General features: G+C 65.2%; 15 protein-coding genes. 8 read left to right on the top strand and 7 right to left on the bottom strand.

Translation table 11 applies throughout. From position 1 onward, the window contains the following. Nucleotides 1-77 precede the first annotated feature (77 nt). On the top strand, nucleotides 78-446 hold the full coding sequence (locus ACUJB0_RS21945; protein WP_444847064.1) for a hypothetical protein: 369 nt from the start codon (nucleotides 78-80) through the stop codon (nucleotides 444-446). A 4-nt stretch (nucleotides 447-450) separates the two neighbouring features. On the opposite strand, the gene ACUJB0_RS21940 is transcribed toward ACUJB0_RS21945, so the two are convergent. Continuing rightward, nucleotides 451-897, bottom strand: a complete 447-nt coding sequence (locus ACUJB0_RS21940; protein ID WP_444847063.1) for an SRPBCC family protein — start codon at nucleotides 895-897, stop codon at nucleotides 451-453. Nucleotides 898-1,057: 160 nt separating this feature from the next. Here ACUJB0_RS21940 and ACUJB0_RS21935 point away from each other — a divergent pair, with 160 nt between their 5' ends. Then, nucleotides 1,058-2,692: a TonB family protein gene (locus ACUJB0_RS21935; RefSeq protein ID WP_444847062.1), complete on the top strand. Its 1,635-nt coding sequence runs from the start codon at nucleotides 1,058-1,060 to the stop codon at nucleotides 2,690-2,692. Nucleotides 2,693-2,741: 49 nt separating this feature from the next. Then, nucleotides 2,742-3,209 carry a heme-degrading domain-containing protein gene (locus tag ACUJB0_RS21930; protein ID WP_444847061.1) on the top strand — a complete coding sequence of 156 codons (468 nt, stop codon included), beginning with the start codon at nucleotides 2,742-2,744 and terminating at the stop codon, nucleotides 3,207-3,209. Nucleotides 3,210-3,224: 15 nt separating this feature from the next. On the opposite strand, the gene ACUJB0_RS21925 is transcribed toward ACUJB0_RS21930, so the two are convergent. From ACUJB0_RS21925 to ACUJB0_RS21915, 3 genes are all read right to left on the bottom strand, one after another. Further along, nucleotides 3,225-3,440 carry a SlyX family protein gene (locus ACUJB0_RS21925; protein WP_008443009.1) on the bottom strand — a complete coding sequence of 72 codons (216 nt, stop codon included), beginning with the start codon at nucleotides 3,438-3,440 and terminating at the stop codon, nucleotides 3,225-3,227. A gap of 29 nt (nucleotides 3,441-3,469) precedes the next feature. Beyond that, nucleotides 3,470-3,925, bottom strand: coding sequence for a cache domain-containing protein (locus tag ACUJB0_RS21920; protein WP_444847060.1), 456 nt, complete (start codon nucleotides 3,923-3,925; stop codon nucleotides 3,470-3,472). Between the two features lie 63 nt (nucleotides 3,926-3,988). Then, the gene (locus ACUJB0_RS21915; RefSeq protein ID WP_444847059.1) at nucleotides 3,989-6,049 is read right to left on the bottom strand and encodes a UvrD-helicase domain-containing protein; all 2,061 of its coding nucleotides are present in this window, start codon (nucleotides 6,047-6,049) and stop codon (nucleotides 3,989-3,991) included. A gap of 135 nt (nucleotides 6,050-6,184) precedes the next feature. Here ACUJB0_RS21915 and ACUJB0_RS21910 point away from each other — a divergent pair, with 135 nt between their 5' ends. Beyond that, a complete protein-coding gene (locus ACUJB0_RS21910; RefSeq protein ID WP_161089593.1) occupies nucleotides 6,185-6,667 on the top strand; it encodes an SRPBCC family protein in 483 nt (160 codons plus the stop codon). Nucleotides 6,668-6,740: 73 nt separating this feature from the next. Here ACUJB0_RS21910 and ACUJB0_RS21905 read toward each other — a convergent pair whose 3' ends face one another. Next, the gene (locus ACUJB0_RS21905; protein ID WP_444847058.1) at nucleotides 6,741-8,183 is read right to left on the bottom strand and encodes a dihydrolipoyl dehydrogenase; all 1,443 of its coding nucleotides are present in this window, start codon (nucleotides 8,181-8,183) and stop codon (nucleotides 6,741-6,743) included. Nucleotides 8,184-8,329: 146 nt separating this feature from the next. On the opposite strand from ACUJB0_RS21905, the gene ACUJB0_RS21900 reads away from it, so the two are divergent. Next, on the top strand, nucleotides 8,330-9,220 hold the full coding sequence (locus tag ACUJB0_RS21900) for an ArgP/LysG family DNA-binding transcriptional regulator (RefSeq protein WP_444847057.1): 891 nt from the start codon (nucleotides 8,330-8,332) through the stop codon (nucleotides 9,218-9,220). Between the two features lie 105 nt (nucleotides 9,221-9,325). Here ACUJB0_RS21900 and ACUJB0_RS21895 read toward each other — a convergent pair whose 3' ends face one another. Beyond that, nucleotides 9,326-11,359: a primosomal protein N' gene (locus ACUJB0_RS21895; protein ID WP_444847056.1), complete on the bottom strand. Its 2,034-nt coding sequence runs from the start codon at nucleotides 11,357-11,359 to the stop codon at nucleotides 9,326-9,328. Between ACUJB0_RS21895 and ACUJB0_RS21890 the strand changes: the two genes are divergently transcribed. Then, on the top strand, nucleotides 11,358-11,576 hold the full coding sequence (locus ACUJB0_RS21890; protein ID WP_444847055.1) for a hypothetical protein: 219 nt from the start codon (nucleotides 11,358-11,360) through the stop codon (nucleotides 11,574-11,576). The two genes, ACUJB0_RS21895 and ACUJB0_RS21890, sit on opposite strands and share 2 nt — an antisense overlap. Nucleotides 11,577-12,143: 567 nt before the next feature. Here ACUJB0_RS21890 and hemE read toward each other — a convergent pair. Continuing rightward, nucleotides 12,144-13,226, bottom strand: coding sequence for a uroporphyrinogen decarboxylase (gene hemE, locus ACUJB0_RS21885; protein WP_444847054.1), 1,083 nt, complete (start codon nucleotides 13,224-13,226; stop codon nucleotides 12,144-12,146). Nucleotides 13,227-13,340: 114 nt separating this feature from the next. Here hemE and ACUJB0_RS21880 point away from each other — a divergent pair, with 114 nt between their 5' ends. Both ACUJB0_RS21880 and ACUJB0_RS21875 read left to right on the top strand, forming a co-directional pair. Beyond that, nucleotides 13,341-15,314, top strand: coding sequence for a prolyl oligopeptidase family serine peptidase (locus ACUJB0_RS21880; protein WP_444847053.1), 1,974 nt, complete (start codon nucleotides 13,341-13,343; stop codon nucleotides 15,312-15,314). Between the two features lie 6 nt (nucleotides 15,315-15,320). Beyond that, nucleotides 15,321-19,484 (top strand): DEAD/DEAH box helicase, encoded by a 4,164-nt coding sequence (locus tag ACUJB0_RS21875; protein WP_444847052.1) that lies wholly within the window; start codon nucleotides 15,321-15,323, stop codon nucleotides 19,482-19,484. Nucleotides 19,485-19,517 lie beyond the last annotated feature (33 nt).

Genomic DNA, 19,517 nt, shown 5'->3' with positions numbered 1-19,517 from the left:
CGACCTGCGTCAATCGTGTGCGCTATGCCGCGCACGCGCGCAGGCGTAAAGTGGTGGATGCCGCCAAGGAGGCCGCCATGAATGGCAACAACCAACCACAGCAGGAACAGCACCACATCATCGAACGCATAGCCCGTCTTGAAACGGCGGTCGACTATCAGAACCAAGCCATTTCCGTGCTACGCGAGGAGATGCATGTCGGCTTTAGCCGAGCGGACGCAAGCGTAAACACAGGTTTCGCCCATGTCGACGACAAGTTTGCCCATGTCGAAGACAAGTTCGTTCACGTCGACGCCCAGTTCGCTCGTGTCGACGCCGAGTTCGTTCGCGTACATGAACAGCTGATGAAGATACGCACCACGGATTTCCGCATCCTGTTGAGCATCAGCCTCACCACAGCCCTGGGCACCCTCAGCCTGATCGTCAAGGTCTTCGGCCTGTTCTAGCGCCTCACTCGCGGATCTCAGGCTCCACCAACTGCCCCAGCAACTGCAGCGAGTCCTGCCAGCCGAGATAGCACGCTTCCGCCGGGATCATCGCCGGTATGCCTTCCTGCACCACCTTCACCTCCACGCCGCAGAACACTTCGCGCAGCGTCACCGTGGTCTGCATGGTGCCGGGCAGGTTGGGATCGTCGAACTTGCCGGTGTAGACCAGGCGCTGGTTCGGCACAAGTTCCAGGTACTCGCCGCCGAAGTGGTGGCCGCCGCCGGTGGTGAAATTCGTGAACGACATCCGATAGCTGCCGCCCACCTTGGCGTCCAGCGCATGCACCTTGCCGGTGAAGCCGTGCGGCGGCAGCCATTTGGCCAGCGCGTCGGCATCCAGGAAGGCCCGATAAACGCGCTCAGCCTTGGCCTTGAACACGCGGTGCAGTTGTACAGTATTCGTGGTCATGATCGTATCTCCAAAATAAGTCAGAGGACGTCCCTCTGCAAGCTACGACGAACGACGGTCCGCGAATTCGACACGCCGCGCCTATCCTGTCAGTAATAGACAAATACGCAATGAGCGCCTATCCTGCCTGTTTTCAAATTTGAAATATTAAGGATACGCCATGGGACAGATTTTTTCCACCCGGCCGCTGCTGGCCGTGGCGCTGGGCGCCGCTGTCTCGTTGCACGCCGGCGCGGCGCAACCGTACACACGGGCCACCGCTGATTTCAGCACCTGCGCCAAGCCGGCCTGGCCGAAAGAGGCGCTGCGTAATGAGCAGACCGGCACGGTCACGCTGTCCTTCCTGGTCGACGCCGACGGCAGCGTCGCCGACAGCAAAATCGTCCGCTCCAGCGGCTTCCCGCTGCTCGACGATGCGGCAGTGTCCGCCGTGCGCCTGTGCCACTTCAAGCCCGGCACCGCGGACGGCAAAGCCGTCAGCTCCTGGATGCAGATGCAATACGTCTGGACCCTGGAGGGCGGCTCCCGGCCGCACGTCGACCAGGCCAGCGTGAACCGGTACCGCGAGGCCGCGTTGGCCGGCGATGCCGAGGCGCTGTACCAGCTGGCCAAGGCCTACAGCAACGGCGCGGCCAACCAAGCGACGACCCTGCAGCAGTTCCGCGAGACGCTCGACAAGAACCTGGCGGACGCGCAGTTCGAGCTGGCCCACCGGCTGGCGAACGGCAGCAACGCCCCCAAGGACCAGACCGAGGCAACCACCTGGTATCGCAAAGCCGCCGAAGCCGGCAAGTGGCAAGCGCAGCTTGAACTGGGCTACCGCTACGAACACGGCAAGGGCATCACGCAAGACTACGCCGAGGCGATGGTCTGGTATCTGAAGGCGGCGGCCCAAGGCAATCACTATGCGGAAAACAATATCGGCCTGCTGCATGCCTATGGACGCGGCGTCGCCATCGATTTCGCCGAGGCGGCCGTCTGGTACCGCAAGGCGGCCGAGGGCGGCGACGCCTGGGGCGAGGCCAACCTGGGCATGTTCCTCCTGTACGGCCGCGGCGTTCCGCAGGACCTGCCGCAAGCGCTGCAATGGCTGGAGCGCGCAGCCGCCAAGCGCAACCCCGCCGCCGAGCGCGACCTGGCGCTGATGTACCTGAACGGCACTGGCGTGCCGCGCGACGACGCCGAGGGCTTGCGCTACCTGCGGCTGGCGGCGGAAGACAAGAGCGTCCCTTCGCAAATCCGGCTGGGCCTGGTGTTGAGCCATGGCCTGCTGGGCGTGGCCGCCGATCCGGCCGAGGGCGTGAAGTGGCAGCGCGCCGCGGCCAAGAGCGGCAACGCCATCGCCGAGAACAACCTGGGCTACGCCTACGAAACCGGCAGCGGCGTCGCGCAGGACTACGCCGCCGCGCGCGACTGGTATATCCGCGCCGCCGGCCGGGGCAACGGCAACGCGCAGGCGGCGCTGGGCGGTTTGTACGAGCACGGCCTGGGCGTCGACAAGGACCCGGTCCGCGCGGCGGCCCAGTACCAGCTGGCGGCCGCGCAAAACAACGCGGACGGCCTGTATCGCCTGGCGGCGCTGCATGAAGCCGGCCTGGGCGTGCCGCGCAGCGCGTCCACGGCGGCCGCCATGTACCAGCGCGCGGCCGAGCTGGATTTCGAAGCCGCCATGCGCCGCCTGGCCACAGCCTATGAAAAGGGCGAACTGGACCTGAAGCCGGACGCGGCGCTGGCCCGCGCGTGGCAGGCCAAGGCGGACCAGAAGGCCGCCGCGCCGCGATTCGAGTTCCGCTAATCCGGCCGGCTCGGCTACACTGCCGTCTTGTACCGCACGAGGATCAATGATGGAAAATTTTGTCGAGCTGCTGGAAACCCTGGCACAGCAGGAAAAGGAATTGCAATTCACCGCCTTCACCAGCGACACCGCGCTGGCGCTGGGCCTGAAGGTGGTCGAGCTGGCCAGGCAGCGTGAGAAGAGCGTGACGGTCAACGTGACCGTCAACGGCAAGGTGCTGTTCCACCACGCGATGCAGGGCGCAACGCCCGACCAGGCCGACTGGATACGCCGCAAGAGCAATGTGGTGACGCGCTTCGGCCGCTGTTCCTTCCACGTCGGCACCGACTACAAGAATCGCAGCGTGGTGTTCGATGACGTGAAGTATCTCGACCCGAAAGAGTACGCGGCCTTTGGCGGCTCGTTCCCGGTGGTGGTCAAAAATGTGGGGCTGATCGGCACGGCCACCGTCTCCGGCCTGCGCCAGGCGGAAGACCATGCGATCATCGTGGAAGCGCTGCGGGCAGTGCTGGCTTAATCTGCGCTGACGTAATCAGTAATGCGGCGGCGGCTCGTGCGCCAGTGCGCCACCGCCGCCGCTGCTTTGCGCCTGGTCGCGCACATGCTGCACCAGCGCCGCGCACATCTGCTCCAGCTTGTCGATCTGTTGCTGCTGCTCGTAGACGCGCTGGTTCAGCGACTCCACGATGTGCTCCTGGTGCGCCAGTTTGATTTCAATATCGATGAAGCGGTCTTCGGTGGTGCTCACGGCATACTCCCTGCTGGAAAGCCCGCATTCTACTTGAGATAGACCCCACCGCAGACCACCATGTCATCCTCCGGCACGCAGTACATGGCCTTCGGCTCGATCTGCTTGCTGATCGGATTGGTGAACTTGTAGTCCTGCCAGAACGGCTGCTTCTTCTTCGCCATCTCGACGCGTTCCTTGACGAAGGCCTTGCCGTCGACGTCTTTAATTTCCAGCAGGTTCTTGCCGATCATCTTGGGATTGGCGCCGTGCGCGCGCACCACGCCGTCCATGCCGTACACGGTCAGGTACAGGTCGCGGTCGACGAACTGGCCGTCCTTCCGGTCGATTTCGCTGTAGGTTTTTTCCTTGCCATTGGCCTTCAAAAACTTCAGGGCCTTGTGCACCATCGCCTCCGCTTCCGGCTTGGTGGCGAATTCGGCGGCCTGCACCGACGGCAGCAGGGCACAGCTTAAAACCAGCGACGCGATTAACTGATTACGCAAGATTATCTCCAACGGAAGCATGCCGGATCGGCACGTGCCGATGCTAGCACAACCTGCGCGGGATTACGTCTTCGGTGTGGTCAAAAGTTCCTTCATCCGTGCCAGCCGCTCCTTCGGCGTCAGCACTTCGGATTCGGCCGGCACGGCGTTGCCGACGTCGAGCTGCATCTCCTTGATGAAGCGCGACGGATCGCAGTGCACCTGCTCGCCCGCGCGCTTGCGCTTCTTGCACCAGGTGATCTGCAGCGTGCGCTGCGCGCGCGTGATGCCGACGTACATCAGGCGCCGCTCCTCCTGCACGCGGGCGGCGATGGTCTCGGCCGGCGCGTCGGGATCGCCCTTGTGCGGCAGGATGCCTTCCTCCACGCCGACCAGGAACACGTGCGGATACTCCAGCCCCTTCGACGCGTGCAGCGTGGACATGCGCACCGCGTCCGGATCCTCGTCCTGGCCCTCGAGCATGGACATCAGCGCCACCATCTGCGTGAGCTCCAGCACGTTCTTTTCCTCGCCGTCGCGGTCCTTGCCGCCGCGGCCACGCTCCTTGAGCCAGTTGATGAACTCCAGCACGTTCTGCCACCGGCTCTGCGCGGCGCGCTCGTCGAACATATCGTACAGGTAGGATTCGTAGTTGATCGCTTCCAGCAAGTCGTCCAGCACCTGGGCCGCGTTGTCGCCGCTGCCGCTCGGACCGGGCCGGCTGGCGCGCGCCTCGAGGTTGTTGATGAAGTTGCAGAAGTCGCGCAGCGGCCCCAGCTGGCGATCGTTCAGCAGCGCCTCGATGCCGCCCTTGAACACCGCCTCGAACAGCGAACACTGCCATTGGCCGGAGAAGGTGCCCAGCGTTTCCATGGTCGACTGGCCGACGCCGCGCCGTGGCGTGGTGACGGCGCGGATGAAGGCCGGATCGTCGTCGGTGTTGGCCAGCAGGCGCAGGTAGCTGATGATGTCCTTGATCTCGGCCTTGTCGAAGAAGCTCTGGCCGCCGGAGATCGTGTACGGAATGCGCTCCTTGCGCAGCGTCTGCTCGATGACGCGGGCCTGGTGGTTGCCCCGGTACAGGATGGCGTAGTCGGACCACTTGTTCTTGCGCTGGAAATGGTCGGCCGAGATCATGATCGCCACCTGCTCGGCTTCCTGGTCGTCGTTGGCCATGCCCAGCACGTTGATCGGCTCGCCCAGGCCGTGCTCGGACCACAGCGATTTCTCGAACAGCTTGGGATTGTTGCCGATCACCGCGTTGGCCGCCTGCAGGATGCGGGTGGTGGAGCGGTAGTTCTGCTCCAGCTTGATCACCGCCAGGTCGGGGAAGTCGGTCTGCAGCGTCTTCAGGTTTTCCACCGACGCGCCGCGCCAGGCGTAAATCGCCTGGTCGTCGTCGCCCACGGCGGTGAACATCGGCTTCTTGCCGATGCCCGTCACCATCAGCTTGACCAGCTCGTACTGGCAGGTGTTGGTGTCCTGGTACTCGTCCATCAGCAGGTAGCGCAGGCGGCGCTGCCACTTGTCGCGCACCGGCTCGTTGTTGCGGAACAGCTCCACCGGCAGGCGGATCAGGTCGTCGAAATCCACCGCCTGGTAGGCCGACAGCGTGGCCACGTAGCTGCCGTAGATGCGCGCCGACTGCGCCTCGTCCTCGTCCTTGGCGTTCCGCAGCGCGATCGCCGGGTCGACCAGGCCGTTCTTCCACAGCGAGATGTCGGTCTGGATGCGGCGCACCACCTGCTTGTCGGTGGTGATGGCCAGGTCCTGGATCAGCGAGCCGCAATCGTCAGCGTCCATGATGGAGAAGCGGTCCTTGAGGCCGACGCCGTTGGCTTCCTGGCGCAGGATCTTGACGCCCAGCGAGTGGAAGGTCGACACCGTCAGCTGCTTGGCCTGGCGCGGCTGCTTGAGCAGCTTGGCGATCCGCTCCTGCATCTCCAGCGCGGCCTTGTTGGTGAAGGTCAACGCGGCGATGGTGCGCGGATCGTAGCCGCGGTCCTCGATCAGGTGGGCGATTTTCTGGGTGATCACGCGCGTCTTGCCCGAGCCGGCGCCGGCCAGTACCAGGCAGGGGCCGTCCAGGTAGGTGACCGCTTCGCTCTGCGGTACGTTAAGGCCGAATTGTGGTGCTTTGGACATCGAATGGCGCTATGGCAGGGTGACAACCAGCCATTGTACAGCGCCTTGCCTGAGCGGGCGCAGAGGTCGTGGCGACATTTGCGTTACCATGCGGGGATGAGGCGCACGCGCGCCTGGCTTTTAGATGGTTGCCCCATGAAATTCGAACATTTGATTGAAATTAACGACCCGCTCAATCCGCTGATCGATGCGCTGAGCATCAAGCAGTTGTGGAGCGGCCTGGTGCTGCGCGCCGAATCGCCGAAGCTGTTCGTGCCGCACCTGGACGAATGCACGATCACCGAACGCGAGGAGCTCAGCTTCCGCCGCAGCCTGCGCTACGGCCAGCTGGTCATCGAGGACCGCGTGGTGCTGGAGCCGATGCGCGAGGTGCGCTACGAGGTGGCGGCGCAGCAGGACATCAGCCAGTCCAGCCTGACGATGACGATCGAAACGCCGACCGCCGACACGCTGTACGTGCGCTTCCAGTACGACGACGGCCACGACGCGGCCACCGACGCCGCCAACGCGATGTACGATGATTTCCGCCGCTCGGCCTACCAGGAATCGGATATCGACACCATCCGCGTGCTGCGCGACCTGGCGCAGCAGGGCCGGCTGGACGCGCTGCTGAACTGACCGGGGCGCCGCGCCCCACGCCTGGCGTGGCCGGCAGCGCCGCCTTGTTTGAGCGGCGGCGCGGGCTGTTGTCCTAGGGCGCCGGCGTGCAGTCAATGCAGGCGCAGTCATGGGCTGGCGCGTTGGCCAGCTGATGCGCCAGGTCGCGCAGCGCGGTGCGCACGCCTTCCTCCACCACCGGGTGGTAGAACGGCATGTCCAGCATGGCGCTGACGGTCAGCCCGGCCTGGCACGCCCAGGACAGCAGATGCCCGATGTGCTCGGCACGCGGGCCGATCATCTCGGCGCCCAGGAAGCGGCCGGTGGCATGCTCGGCGTACACGCGCAACATCCCCTTGTTCTGCAGCATGACACGGCTGCGGCCCTGGTTCTCGAACGACACCTTGCCGACCGCGAATCGGCCCTTCTGCGAAGCACATAACTCCTCGTAGCTGGCGCCCAGCGTGGCGATCTGCGGCTCGGTGAAGGCGATGGTCAGCGGCGTGCGGCGCAGGCCGGGCTGCACGGCCGGATAGCGCGCCGCGTTGTCGCCGGCGATGCGGCCCTGGTCGGCTGCTTCCGGCAGTTGCGGGCGTTCCTGGTCGGCGTCGCCGGCGATGAAGATGGCGCTGTCGCCGCACTGCATCGTCTGCGGGTTGAAGAACGGAATGCCGTGGTGGTCGCGCGACAGGCCGGTGTTTTCCAGGCCCAGCTTGTGGACATTGGGCCGGCGGCCGATAGCCGACAGCAAATAGCTGAACTGCTCGGTGCGCTGCGCGCCGTCGGCGCCCTCGCTGGTGACGGCCAGGCCATCGGCGTCCGCCACCACGCGCACCACCTTGGTCTTGAAGCGCACGTCGAGCTCGTCGGCCATGGCGCGCCGCGCCACCTCCAGCACGTCCGGATCGCTGAGCTGGGCGACGCTGCCGCCGCGCCCGAACACGGTCACGCGCACGCCCAGCCGCGCCAGCGCCTGGCCCAGCTCCAGGCCGATGATGCCGGTGCCGGCCACGGCGATCGAGTCCGGCAGGTCGTCCCAGTCGAACACATCGTCGCTGGTGATCACGCGCGGGCCGGCAGCGCGCCACTCGTCCGGCACGATGGGCGTGGAACCGGTGGCGATGACGAAGCGTTCCGCCTCGACCAGCGTGTGGTCGTCGATTTGCAGCTGTGTCGGGCTCAGGAAGCGGGCGTGGCCGAGGAGCTTGTCCTCGGCCGGATAGCCATCCACGCTCTCGACGACGAAGCCGACAAACCGGTCGCGCTCGCTGCGCACGCGCGCCATCACGGCCTTGCCGTCGATGCGCGGCTGGCCCGGATGCACGCCGAACGCCGGCGCCGCCTGCAACGCATGGGCCGCCTCGGCCGCCGCGATCAGCAGCTTGCTGGGCATGCAGCCGACGCGGGCACAGGTGGTGCCGTAGACATGGCCTTCGATCAACAGGGTTTTCTTGCCGCCGGTGGAGGCGGCGCGGTAAGCGGTCATGCCGGCGGTGCCGGCGCCGATCACCGCGACTTCGGTGCGTAGCGTTTTCATTCCCAGAGTCTACACCGTTTGGCCGGACCGCATCCTCGGCCAAAAAGCAAGCTTTTCCCGCGCACGATAGCGTGTAATCGAGTTTTACTTAATTTCCAAATGGCATTAGTATTGCTTATCGTTTTTAATTTTTATAAGTGCAGCTTATGGGATCACTGGACTACCGCGCGCTGGCCGTGCTGGACGCCGTCGCCAGCCAGGGCAGCTTCGAAAAGGCCGCCCTGGCGCTGGGCATCAGTCAATCGGCCGTTTCGCAGCGCATCAAGGCGCTGGAGGATGCCGCCGGCCGGCTGCTGATCGTGCGCGGCCAGCCCGCCGTGCCGACCGGCCTGGGCCAGCGGCTGGTGTCGCACCACCGCAACGTCCGGTTGATGGAGGCGGCGCTCGACATTGATATGGGTCACAAAGTGAGCATGCCGGAGATCGCGCTGGCGGTCGACGCGGCCAGCCTGGCGACTTGGTTCCCCATGAGCCTGCAGCCCCTGCTATCGCCGCCGCGCTGCCAGCTGAAGGTGCAGCTGGCCGACCAGCGGCTAGCGCTGCATCTGGTGCAGGAGGGTAGCGTCTTCGGCAGCATCGCCGCCGCCCAGGACCATCCGGACCAGCACGCCAACGGTCCGGAAGTCACGCCGCTGGGCAAGCTGCGCTACGTGTGCGTCGCCACGCCCGCGTTCGCAGGGCACTGGTTCGGCGACGGCTTCTCGCAGGAAGCGGCGCGGCTGGCCCCGGCAGTGATCAGCGACCAGGACATGATGACCGGCTTCCTGCGCACGACGCTGGACCTGAACGGCCCCTATCCACACCACACCATGCCGCAATCGCCCGCCACCACCGAATGCATTTACGGCAGCCTGGCCTACGGCCTGATGCCGCAGATCCAGGTATCGGGCGCGCTGACCGCCGGCCGCCTGGTTGACCTCGCCCCCGGCCACCACGTCGACATCGCCTTGAACTGGCACGCCTGGAACCTCGACACCCCGTTCACCCGCGCGCTGACCGAGCAAATCGTCGCCACCGCGCAACGCTTCTTGCTCTAGCCCATTTTGGGGTCAAGTCTGGCATTCGGACACGAGCTTTGCCGTAGCTTGGCGCTACGGCAGAGCTCGTGTCCGAATGCCAGACTTGACCCCAAATTAGACAAACTAGATGTCCAGCGGGTCTACTTCCAGCGACCACTTCACGCGGCTTTTCATTTCGCGCAGAGTGAGTAGCCACTCTCGCAGGAAGGCTTGCAGCATGGGCCTCGAGGCTGATTCCACCAGCAATTGCGCGCGGTCGACGTTGTGGACCCGCGTCATGCTCATCGGTATCGGGTCGTTGATGGTGATGCCGGGATGCTCGACGCAATCGCGGGCGATGGTGAGGAATTCGATGGCCGTGGCCAACTCGGGCGCCTCTGCCCGCAGCAACGCCTGGTACAGATAGGGCGGCAGGGCTGCCTGCTCACGCTCCTCCAGCAAGGCCGAGGCGAAGTGGTCGTAGTCGTGGTTGACCACCGCGCCGTACAGCGGGTGCTGCGGATACCGGGTCTGGATCAGCACCTCGCTGACGCTGCCGCCTTCGGTCTGGGCGGCGCGGCCGGCCCGGCCAGCCACCTGCATCAGCTGCGCGAACAGGCGCTCGCTGGCGCGGTAGTCCTGCGAAAACAGCGCCGTGTCCGGGTTCAGGATGCCGACCAAGGTCAGGTTCTTAAAATCGTGCCCCTTGGCCACCATCTGCGTGCCGATCAGGATGTCGACCTCGCCCCGGTGCACCGTGTCGAACGCTTCCTGCGCGCTGCCCTTCTTGCGCGTGGAGTCGGCGTCGATGCGCAGCACCCGCGCCTCAGGGAACAGCACCTGCAAGCCTTCCTCCACGCGCTGCGTGCCGCGCCCCAGCGGTTGCAGGTCGACGTTGCCGCACGTGGGGCAATGGCGCGGGATGCGCATCTCCAGGCTGCAATGGTGGCAACGCAGCCGGTGCTCGGGACGATGCAGCACCATGAACGAGGTGCAGCGCGTGCATTCGCTGATCCAGCCGCACGATTCGCAGCAGATCACCGGCGCATAGCCACGCCGGTTCAGGAACAGCAGCGACTGCTCGCCGCGCTCCATCCTCTGCCTGATCGCCGCAATCAGCTGCGACGTCAGCCCATCTTTGGGCTTGTCGCGCTCCATGTCCAGCAGCTTCACTTGCGGCAGCACGGCGTTCTTGACGGCCCGCTCGCGCAGCTCCAGCTTGCGGTAGCGGCCGGATTGCGCGTGGTGCCAGCTCTCCAGCGACGGCGTGGCCGACCCCAGCACGATGGGGATGCCCAGCTGCCACGCCCGCCACACGGCCAGGTCGCGCGCCGAGTAGCGCAGGCCTTCCTGCTGCTTGTACGAGGGATCGTGCTCTTCGTCGATGACGATCAGCTTCAAATTCGGCAGCGAGGCCAGGATCGCCAGCCGCGTGCCCAGCACGATGCGCGCCTTGCCTTGGTGCGCGGCCAGCCAGTGCAGCATGCGCTCGCCTTCGGACAGGCTGCTGTGCAAGGTCGCCAGCATCACGCCGGGGAAGCGCGCGCGAATATTGCCTTCCAGCTGGGGCGTGAGGTTGATCTCCGGCACCAGGATCAGGATCTGCGCGTCCGGCTCGCGCGCCAGCACTTGCGCGCACGATTGCAGGTAGACCTCGGTCTTGCCGCTGCCGGTCACGCCGTACAGCAAGGTCGGCTTGAAGCCCACGGCGCCGCCGATGGCGTCCGCCGCCTCCTGCTGCGAGGGATTCAGCGCCGGCATGTTCAGCGGCGTGCCGTCGTGCGGCGCGTCCAGCTTGGCCAGCTTCTTCAGCGCCCGGTCCAGCGCCACCGTGGTCAGCACGCGCAGATTCTTGGGCAGGCCGGGCAGCGCCACCTCGCCCAGCGGACGCTGGTAATAATCGGCGGCAAAGCCCGCCAGCGCCAGCCATTGCGCCGACAACGGACCCAGCTGGCTGCGCACGGCCAGCGCATCCTTCAACTTATCCACCGGCACATCGGTCTCGGCCGCGACGCCGACGATCAGCCCCATCACCTCGCGCCGCCCGAACGGCACCAGCGCCAGCTGGCCGACCTGCGGCTGCTCTGCCGCGTCGCAATGCCAGCGGTAGTCGAATATCGCGTTCAGCGGCGTATCAAGCGCAATCTGAAGAATGCAATGGTGGAAAAGGCCCTGCATGGATCCCGTCACAGTAGAAAATTCCCGCGGCAATAGGGCGCAAATCCCGCGCCCGCCGGGGCGGTTTGATGTATCCACAGTTTTTGTGGATAACTTTGTGGACAAAGGAATCTTAATCCCCGGAAAGCACAGACTTCAGGCTTGGCATCGTCGTAAACCGGGCAAAAATTCAAAATTATTTCTCTTTAAAATCAAACACTTGGAAAATGCTTCCTAGGAGAAGAAAATTTCGCGTTTTTTCTCCGCCGCTGTGCATAAGTGAAGTATTTAGGATGCTTTTTTTGCTGAAATCAAGCACTTTTTGGGGCTTATCCACCGATATTGCAGAGCACAATGCAATACTATCAACGCGAAAGCCAGCAGGTACTTTATGTATAAGGTTTGTCTGTTCGCAACTTCGTTATCGCGGTCTAAACTTTGCCTAAAAATCGTGCAACGCAACATACACTTCAAGCAAAACAGCAACATTATGGCTAAGTCACGGTTTACTAAGTACTTTTATTTTTTATCCACAGTTTTTGTGGATAACTTTGTGGACAATGAAGAAATAAACTAGTTTCAGCGCACAGTCAAGGTTTACGACTTGCCATCTATTGACTCTTCGTCTACAAAATTTATGCCATGTAATCAATGACTTGCAAGGAGCCCACGGGCTACGAAAAAAGCACTGCCTAATATTTCCGCAGCAAAAAAAATTGTGTATAAGTCGGTATTTGATTTCCCGCGCGCACCAACGAAAAAGGGCACGCCTCCGGAGAAACGTGCCCTCTGTTCGCAAATTACATCAGCCTGCGCGCTGGGCCTTGCTGTAGCTATGAACGGCTTCGACCATGGCGGCGACGTTCTCCGGCGGCGTGAATTGCGAGATACCATGGCCCAGGTTGAACACGTGGCCACTGCCGGCGGCCGGCGTGCCGTAGGCGTCCAGCACCTTGTGCACTTCGGCGCGGATCTGGTCCGGGCTGGCGAACAGGATGGCCGGGTCCAGGTTGCCCTGCAGGCCGACCTTGTGGCCGACCAGCTTGCGCGCCTGGGTCAGGTTGACGGTCCAGTCCAGGCCAACCGCGTCGGCGCCGATGTCGGCGATCTGCTCGATCCAGTGGCCGCCGCCCTTGGTGAAGACGATGGCCGGGATCTTGACGCCGTCCTTGTCGCGCTTGAGCAGGGAAACCACCTGCTGCATGTATTTGAGCGAGAACTCCTGGTAGGCGCCATCGGCCAGCGCGCCACCCCACGAGTCGAACACCATCACCGCCTGGGCGCCGGCGTCGATCTGGGCGTTCAGGTACTCGGCCACGGCCTTGGCGTTGATGCTCAAAATGTGATGCATCAGGTCGGGGCGGTTGTACAGCATCGTTTTGATGGTGTGGAACTCGCGCGAGCCCTGGCCTTCGACCATGTAGCAGGCCAGCGTCCACGGGCTGCCGGAGAAGCCGATCAGCGGCACGCGGCCGTTCAATTCGGTGCGGATCTGGGTGACGGCCTTAAACACATAGTCCAGCGAGCCCAGTTCCGGCGCGCGCAGCGCCATCACATCGGCCTCGGTTTTCAGCGGACGCTCGAATTTCGGACCCTCGCCTTCGACGAAATACAGGCCCAGGCCCATCGCGTCCGGCACCGTCAGGATGTCCGAGAACAGGATGGCCGCGTCCAGCGGGAAGCGGTCCAGCGGCTGCAGCGTGACTTCGGTGGCGTAGTCGGGATTGGTGGCCAGGCCCATGAAGGAGCCGGCCTTGGCGCGCGTGGCGCGGTATTCCGGCAGGTAGCGCCCCGCCTGGCGCATCAGCCACACAGGCGTGTAGTCGGTCGGCTGGCGCAACAACGCGCGCAAGAAGGTGTCATTCTGGAGCGGGGCAAATTGTGGCATGGAAGGCAATCGAAATCGGTCAAAGAGCTATTATCGCATCCTGCGCGGGTTTTTTTTGCTGGATGATCGTCCGTTCATTCACTATCATGCGTAGCACCCGACTTTGGAGACGCCATGACATCCGCCCCACCCATTACCGCCCCTTACGGCGCCTGGCCATCGACCATCAGCGCCGCGCGCGTCGCCGCCGGCGCCACGCCCCTGTCCACGCTGATGCTGGGTGGCGCCGATGGCAGCGATATCTTCTGGCTGGCCGGCCGCGCCGCCGAAGCGGGCCGCAATACCCTGCTGCGCCACCACGGCGTGAGCACCGGCGAATTGACCCCGGCCCCCTTCAATGTGCGCAGCCGCGTACACGAATACGGCGGCGGCGCCTACCAGGTGGACGGCGATACCGTCTATTTTTCGCATTTTGCCGACAACCGCGTCTACAAACTTGATCTAGCCGACGACGGCGCCGAGCCGGTCGCGCTGACCACCGCGGGCAAGCAGCGCTTCGCCGATTTCGTGGTGGACCGCGCGCGCGGGCGCCTGATCGGCGTGCGCGAGCTGCATGGCGATGACCCGCACGCGCAGCCAGCCAACACCATCTGCGCCATCGACGCCGACGGTGGCGAGACCGTGCTGGCGCAGGGCGCCGATTTCTATTCGTCGCCGCGCCTGTCGCCGGATGGCCGCTCGCTGGCTTGGCTGAGCTGGGACCATCCGCGCATGCCGTGGCAGGGCACCACGCTATGGCTGGCCGACATCGGCGACGACGGCACGCTGGCCGCGCCGCTGCGCATCGCCGGCGGCGACGAGGAATCGGTGTGCCAGCCCGAATGGTCGCCGGACGGCCTACTGCACTTCGTCTCCGACCGCAGCGGCTGGTGGAACCTGTACCGCCTGTGCCGGGGCCGCGACCGCACCGAGGGCCTGTGCCCGATGGAGGCGGAATTCGCCTCCCCGCATTGGACCTTCGGGAACTCGATGTACGGCTTCCGCTCGGCCTCCGAAATCATCTGCACCTACATCGACAAGGGCGTGAGCCGCCTGGCGCGCCTGCTGCCGGGCAGCGGCAAGCTGGAAGCCATCGCCAACCCCTACGAGGAAATCCGCGAACTGCGCGTGGCCCCGGGCTACATCGCCATGCTGGCCGGCGGCCCCACCATCCCGATGGAGCTGGCGCGCATCGACTTCACCGAGGAGGGCGTGGAGATCCTGGCGCAGTCGATCGAGGAGCTGCCGGACGAGGACCAACTGTCCATTCCCGCCAGCATCAGCTACCCCAGCGCCAACGGGCGCACCGCGCACGCCTTCTTCTACCCGCCGCGCAACCGCGACGTGACCGCGCCCGCAGGCAGCAAGCCGCCGGTGATCGTCATCAGCCACGGCGGCCCGACCGGCATGACCGTCAACACGCTGAACCTGAAGACCCAGTTCTGGACCAGCCGGGGTTTCGGCGTACTCGATGTGAACTACGGCGGCAGCACCGGCTTCGGCCGCGCCTACCGCGACCTGCTCAAGGGCCAGTGGGGCATCGTCGATGTCGAGGACTGCGTGGCCGGCGCGCGGGCGCTGGTCGAACACGGCCTGGCCGACGGCGAACGCCTGATCATCCGCGGCGGCAGCGCCGGCGGCCTGACCACGCTGTGCGCGCTGACCTTCCACGATGTGTTCAAGGCCGGCGCCAGCTACTACGGCGTCTCCGACCTCAAAGGCCTGGACCAGGACTCGCACAAGTTCGAATCGCACTACAACGAATACCTGATCGCGCCGCAGCCGCAGGCGGAGGCGCTGTACCAGGCCCGCTCGCCGATCAACCACACCGACAAGCTGGCGCGCCCGATGATCTTCTTCCAGGGCCTGGACGACAAGGTGGTGCCGCCGCAGCAATCGGAGATGATGGTCGACGCGCTCAAGGCGCGCGGCGTGCCGGTGGCCTACGTGCCGCTGGAGGGCGAGGGCCACGGCTTCCGCAAGGGCGAGAACATCGTCCGCACGCTGGAGGCGGAGCTGTACTTCTACCAGCGCGTATTTAAGCTAACCCGTGGCCTGCACGACCCGGCCGCCACGCCGCCGGTACACATCGATAACCTGAAAGATTGACCCCGCATGACCGACGCAAAGCTGCTCGCCGAATTTGACACGCTTGAGTTCAACGAAAAAATGATACTGGCGTTGCTCGCCCTGATCGGCGAGCCGGTGGGACGCACTTCCATCCTCGATCACCTGAACCGCGCGCGCATCGAGGACAAGGACGGCAATGCCTACAGCGTCGGCACCTTGGACGAGGCGCTGCGCAAGCTGGAACGGCTGGCCTTCATCAGCGTGGTGACGGGACGCGGCTTTATCTGCAACCCCAAGCTGCGCTGGCCTGCGATGCGCGCCTCCATCGGCACGCACGCGCTGGATGACCTGTGCAATGCCTACGACGAGCTGGTGCCGATGCGCCAGACCTGGAACAGCGTCGAGCCGCGCAGCTACCGCGCCGGCATGGCGCGCCTGCGCATGGGCCTCCTGCGCGGCCAGACGCCGCAACAGATCCAGCCGATACTGGCGTTCTGCCTGGGCAGCTACGAGGCGGCGCAGCTGCATCCCATCGTCGACATCTTCGGCCGTCCGTTCGAGCCGGGCATGCTGGCGCGCGTGCATCCGCTGCTGCAGGACGATGTGCTGATGGTGCTGCTGCAGAACGCGCAGCATGAATTCCTGACCGTGCCGGTGATCCGCGAATTCTGCGAACAGCACCTGCAGCGCCGTCAGGCCGCCAAGGACGACATCAGCCCCGAGCTGCGCATGGCATTGGCGGAAGACGCCATCCTGTGCGGCCGCCTGGACGACGCCAAGCGCTACCTGGAGCGCACCGCCGGCCCGCAGAGCCAATACCTCGCCAGCGCCGTGGTGCTGCTGCGCGGCGCCAGCGGCGCGGCCATCGTCGGCTTCGACGCGGCGCTCAAGACGCTGCGGCGCGACACCGGCAAGCGCAAGCACCTGTTCACCGGCATGGGCGGCTACCTGTACCTGCTCTCGATGCTGCGCAGCGGCGATCCCAAACACCTGAAGGCGGCCGAGGCCTACCTCGAAATCGCCGTACGCATGCCGCAGAACCGCGACACCGCCGTGCACCAGCAGATCGACATGCTGCGCCAGATCCGCGCCGGCACCATGCCTCCAGCCGCCGTCTCCGCGCTGGCGTGGGAGACCGGCCTGCAGACGCAGATGTTCCAGTGCCTGCTGTATTTCTGGCTGTCGCTGCCGCAGCTGTCCGAGCGCAAGGCACAACTGGAGGAGCTGGCGCAGAACGCCGAACGCGCCGGCTACCTGTTCATCGCCGGGCAGGCCGCATGCCTGCTGGGCCACCTGGGCGACGTCGAACAGCAGCGCCACGCCAACGCGCTGCGCTCGCGCCTCGGCTATCCCGACCTGACCGTATGGTTCGAACGGCAGGAGGCGTGGCAGCGGCAGTTGACGGCGCTGATCAACCTGCAGCAGCCCGCCGCCGTCGATGCAGCCGGCAGCACGCGCCTGGTGTGGATGCTGAACTACGATAACCGCCACGGCCTGACCGATGTCGCGCCGGTGGAGCAGAAGCGCGACGCGCGCGGCCTGTGGAGCAAGGGCCGCGCCGTGGGCCTGAAGCGGCTGCGCTTCGAAGCCGAGCAGTTCGATTTCCTCACGCCGCAGGACGTGCGCGCGTCCGAGGCGATCTCGGTGGCGCACCGCACCTACCAGTCCAGCGGCCTCGCTTACGAAATCGATCCGCAGCGCGCCGCCTCGGCGCTGATCGGCCATCCGCTGCTGTTCTGGGCCGACGCGCCGGATACGCGCGTGGAGATGCTGGCCGGCGAGCCCGAACTGCTGATCAAGAAAAGCCCCGGCAACCTGGAACTGCGCTTGCAACCGCCGATCCCGGACGACAGCTCCTCCGTCATCGTCACCAAGGAGACGCCGACCCGCCTGCGCGTGGTCACCATCCTCGATGAACACCGCCGCATCGCCGCCATCGTCGGCGATGGCCTGAGCGTGCCGGCCCACGCGGAACAGCAGGTGCTGCACGCGATCAGCTCCATCTCGTCGCTGGTGACGGTGCAGTCGGAAATCGGCGGCGCCGCGCCGGACATGGAACAGGTGGAGGCCGACATGCGCCTGCACCTGCACCTGCTGCCCTACCAGCACGGCCTGAAGATGCAGGTGCTGGTGCGGCCACTGGCCAACGGCGCGTACTACGCGCCCGGAGCCGGCGCGGACAGCGTGATCGCGGATGTCAACGGCAAGCCGGTGCAGGCGCGCCGCAAATTGATCGACGAGCGCGACGCCGAGCGCGAACTGATCGCCAAGTGTCCGATCCTGGAATCGGCCGAGCAGGAACACGGCGAATGGCTGCTGGGCCAACCGGCGCTGTGCCTTCAGCTGCTGGTGGAACTGCAGGAGATGAACCCGGACAGCATCGTGCTGGCCTGGCCGGAAGGCGAAAGCTTCCGCGTGACCGCCAAGGTGGAGACCAAGCAGCTACGCCTCGCCATCAAGAGCAACAAGGACTGGTTCGCGGCCAGCGGCGAACTGCAGATCGACGAAGGCAAGGTCATGGACCTGAAGACGCTGCTGGAGCTGATGCAGAAGAGCCAGAGCCGCTTCGTGGAGCTGGGCGAAAACCGCTACCTGGCGCTGACCGAGGAGCTGCACCGCCGCCTGATGGAAGTCTCGGTCTACGGCGAGATCACCGGCGACGGCGTGCGCCTGCATCCGCTGGCGTCGTTCGCGCTGGAGGAACTGGCCGACGATATCGGCGGCCTGAAATCGGACAAGCTGTGGAAGGAGCACCTGGCGCGCATGGAGGCGCAGGCGGCCTTCGTGCCGCAGCTTCCGACCACTTTGCAGGCGGAGCTGCGCGACTATCAGCTGGAAGGCTTCAACTGGCTCTCGCGCCTCGCCAGCTGGGGCGTGGGCGCCTGCCTGGCCGACGATATGGGCCTGGGCAAAACGCTGCAGGCGCTGGCGCTGATTTTGTCGCGCGCGCCGCAAGGCCCGACGCTGGTGGTGGCGCCGACCTCCGTCTGCATGAACTGGATCAGCGAAGCCGCGCGCTTCGCGCCGACGCTGAACGTGAAGCTGTTCGGCCCCGGCGACCGCGCCGAGACCATGTCGACGCTGCAGCCCTACGACCTGGTGGTGACCAGCTACGGCCTGCTGCAGCTGGAGTCCGCGCTGTTCGCCGGCGTGCAGTGGAACACCATCGTGCTCGATGAGGCGCAGGCGATCAAGAACGGCGCCACCAAGCGCTCGCAGGCCGTGATGGCGCTCAAGGGCGACTTCCGCATGATCGCCACCGGCACGCCGCTGGAGAACCACCTGGGCGAGTTGTGGAACCTGTTCCGCTTCATCAATCCGGGCCTGTTGGGCAGCATCGAGCAATTCAACCTGCGCTTCGCCGCGCCGATCGAAAAGCCGCAGGACCACCGCGCCGAACTGGGCGCGCGCAACCGCCTGCGGCGTTTGATCCAGCCCTTCATGCTGCGCCGGACCAAGGCACAGGTGCTGACCGAGCTGCCCTCGCGCACCGAGATCACGATGGAGGTGGACCTGTCGGCGGAAGAGACGGCGCTGTACGAATCGCTGCGCCGCGCCGCGCTGGAAAACCTGGCCGCCGTCGAAGGTCCGGCCGAGAAGAAGTCGATCCAGATCCTGGCCGAGATCATGCGGCTGCGGCGCGCCTGCTGCAATCCCAATTTGATCGCGCCGGAGCTGGGCCTGGCCAGCAGCAAGCTGGCGGCCTTCGCCCGCCTGCTGGAAGGGCTGCTGGAGAACCGCCACAAGGTGCTGGTGTTCAGCCAGTTCGTCGACCACCTGTCGCTGATCCGCGCACACCTGGACGCCAACAACATCAGCTACCAGTACCTGGACGGCTCGACCACCATGGCCGACCGCAAGAAACGCGTGGACCTGTTCCAGTCGGGCCAGGGCGACGTGTTCCTCATCAGCCTGAAGGCGGGCGGCGTCGGCATCAACCTGACCGCCGCCGACTACGTGATCCACATGGACCCGTGGTGGAACCCGGCGGTGGAAGACCAGGCCTCGGACCGGGCGCACCGCATGGGCCAGCTGCGGCCGGTGACCATCTACCGGCTGGTGGCGCGCCACACCATCGAGGAAGGCATCGTCGAGCTGCACCAGCACAAGCGCGACCTGGCCGACAGCCTGCTCGAAGGCAGCGATGTCAGCGGCCGCATGTCGGCCAGCGAGATGCTCAACATGCTGCAGGAAGGCCTGAAAAAGTAGATGAACTTTGCCTGGCCCGCTCCGGTCTTACTG

Origin of the sequence: Duganella caerulea, assembly GCF_040362985.1 — a bacterium.
Taxonomy (GTDB): domain Bacteria; phylum Pseudomonadota; class Gammaproteobacteria; order Burkholderiales; family Burkholderiaceae_D; genus Rugamonas; species Rugamonas vulcania.
The sequence above is the reverse complement of the archived record's forward strand: the minus strand, read 5'-3'. Positions and strand labels throughout refer to the sequence as shown.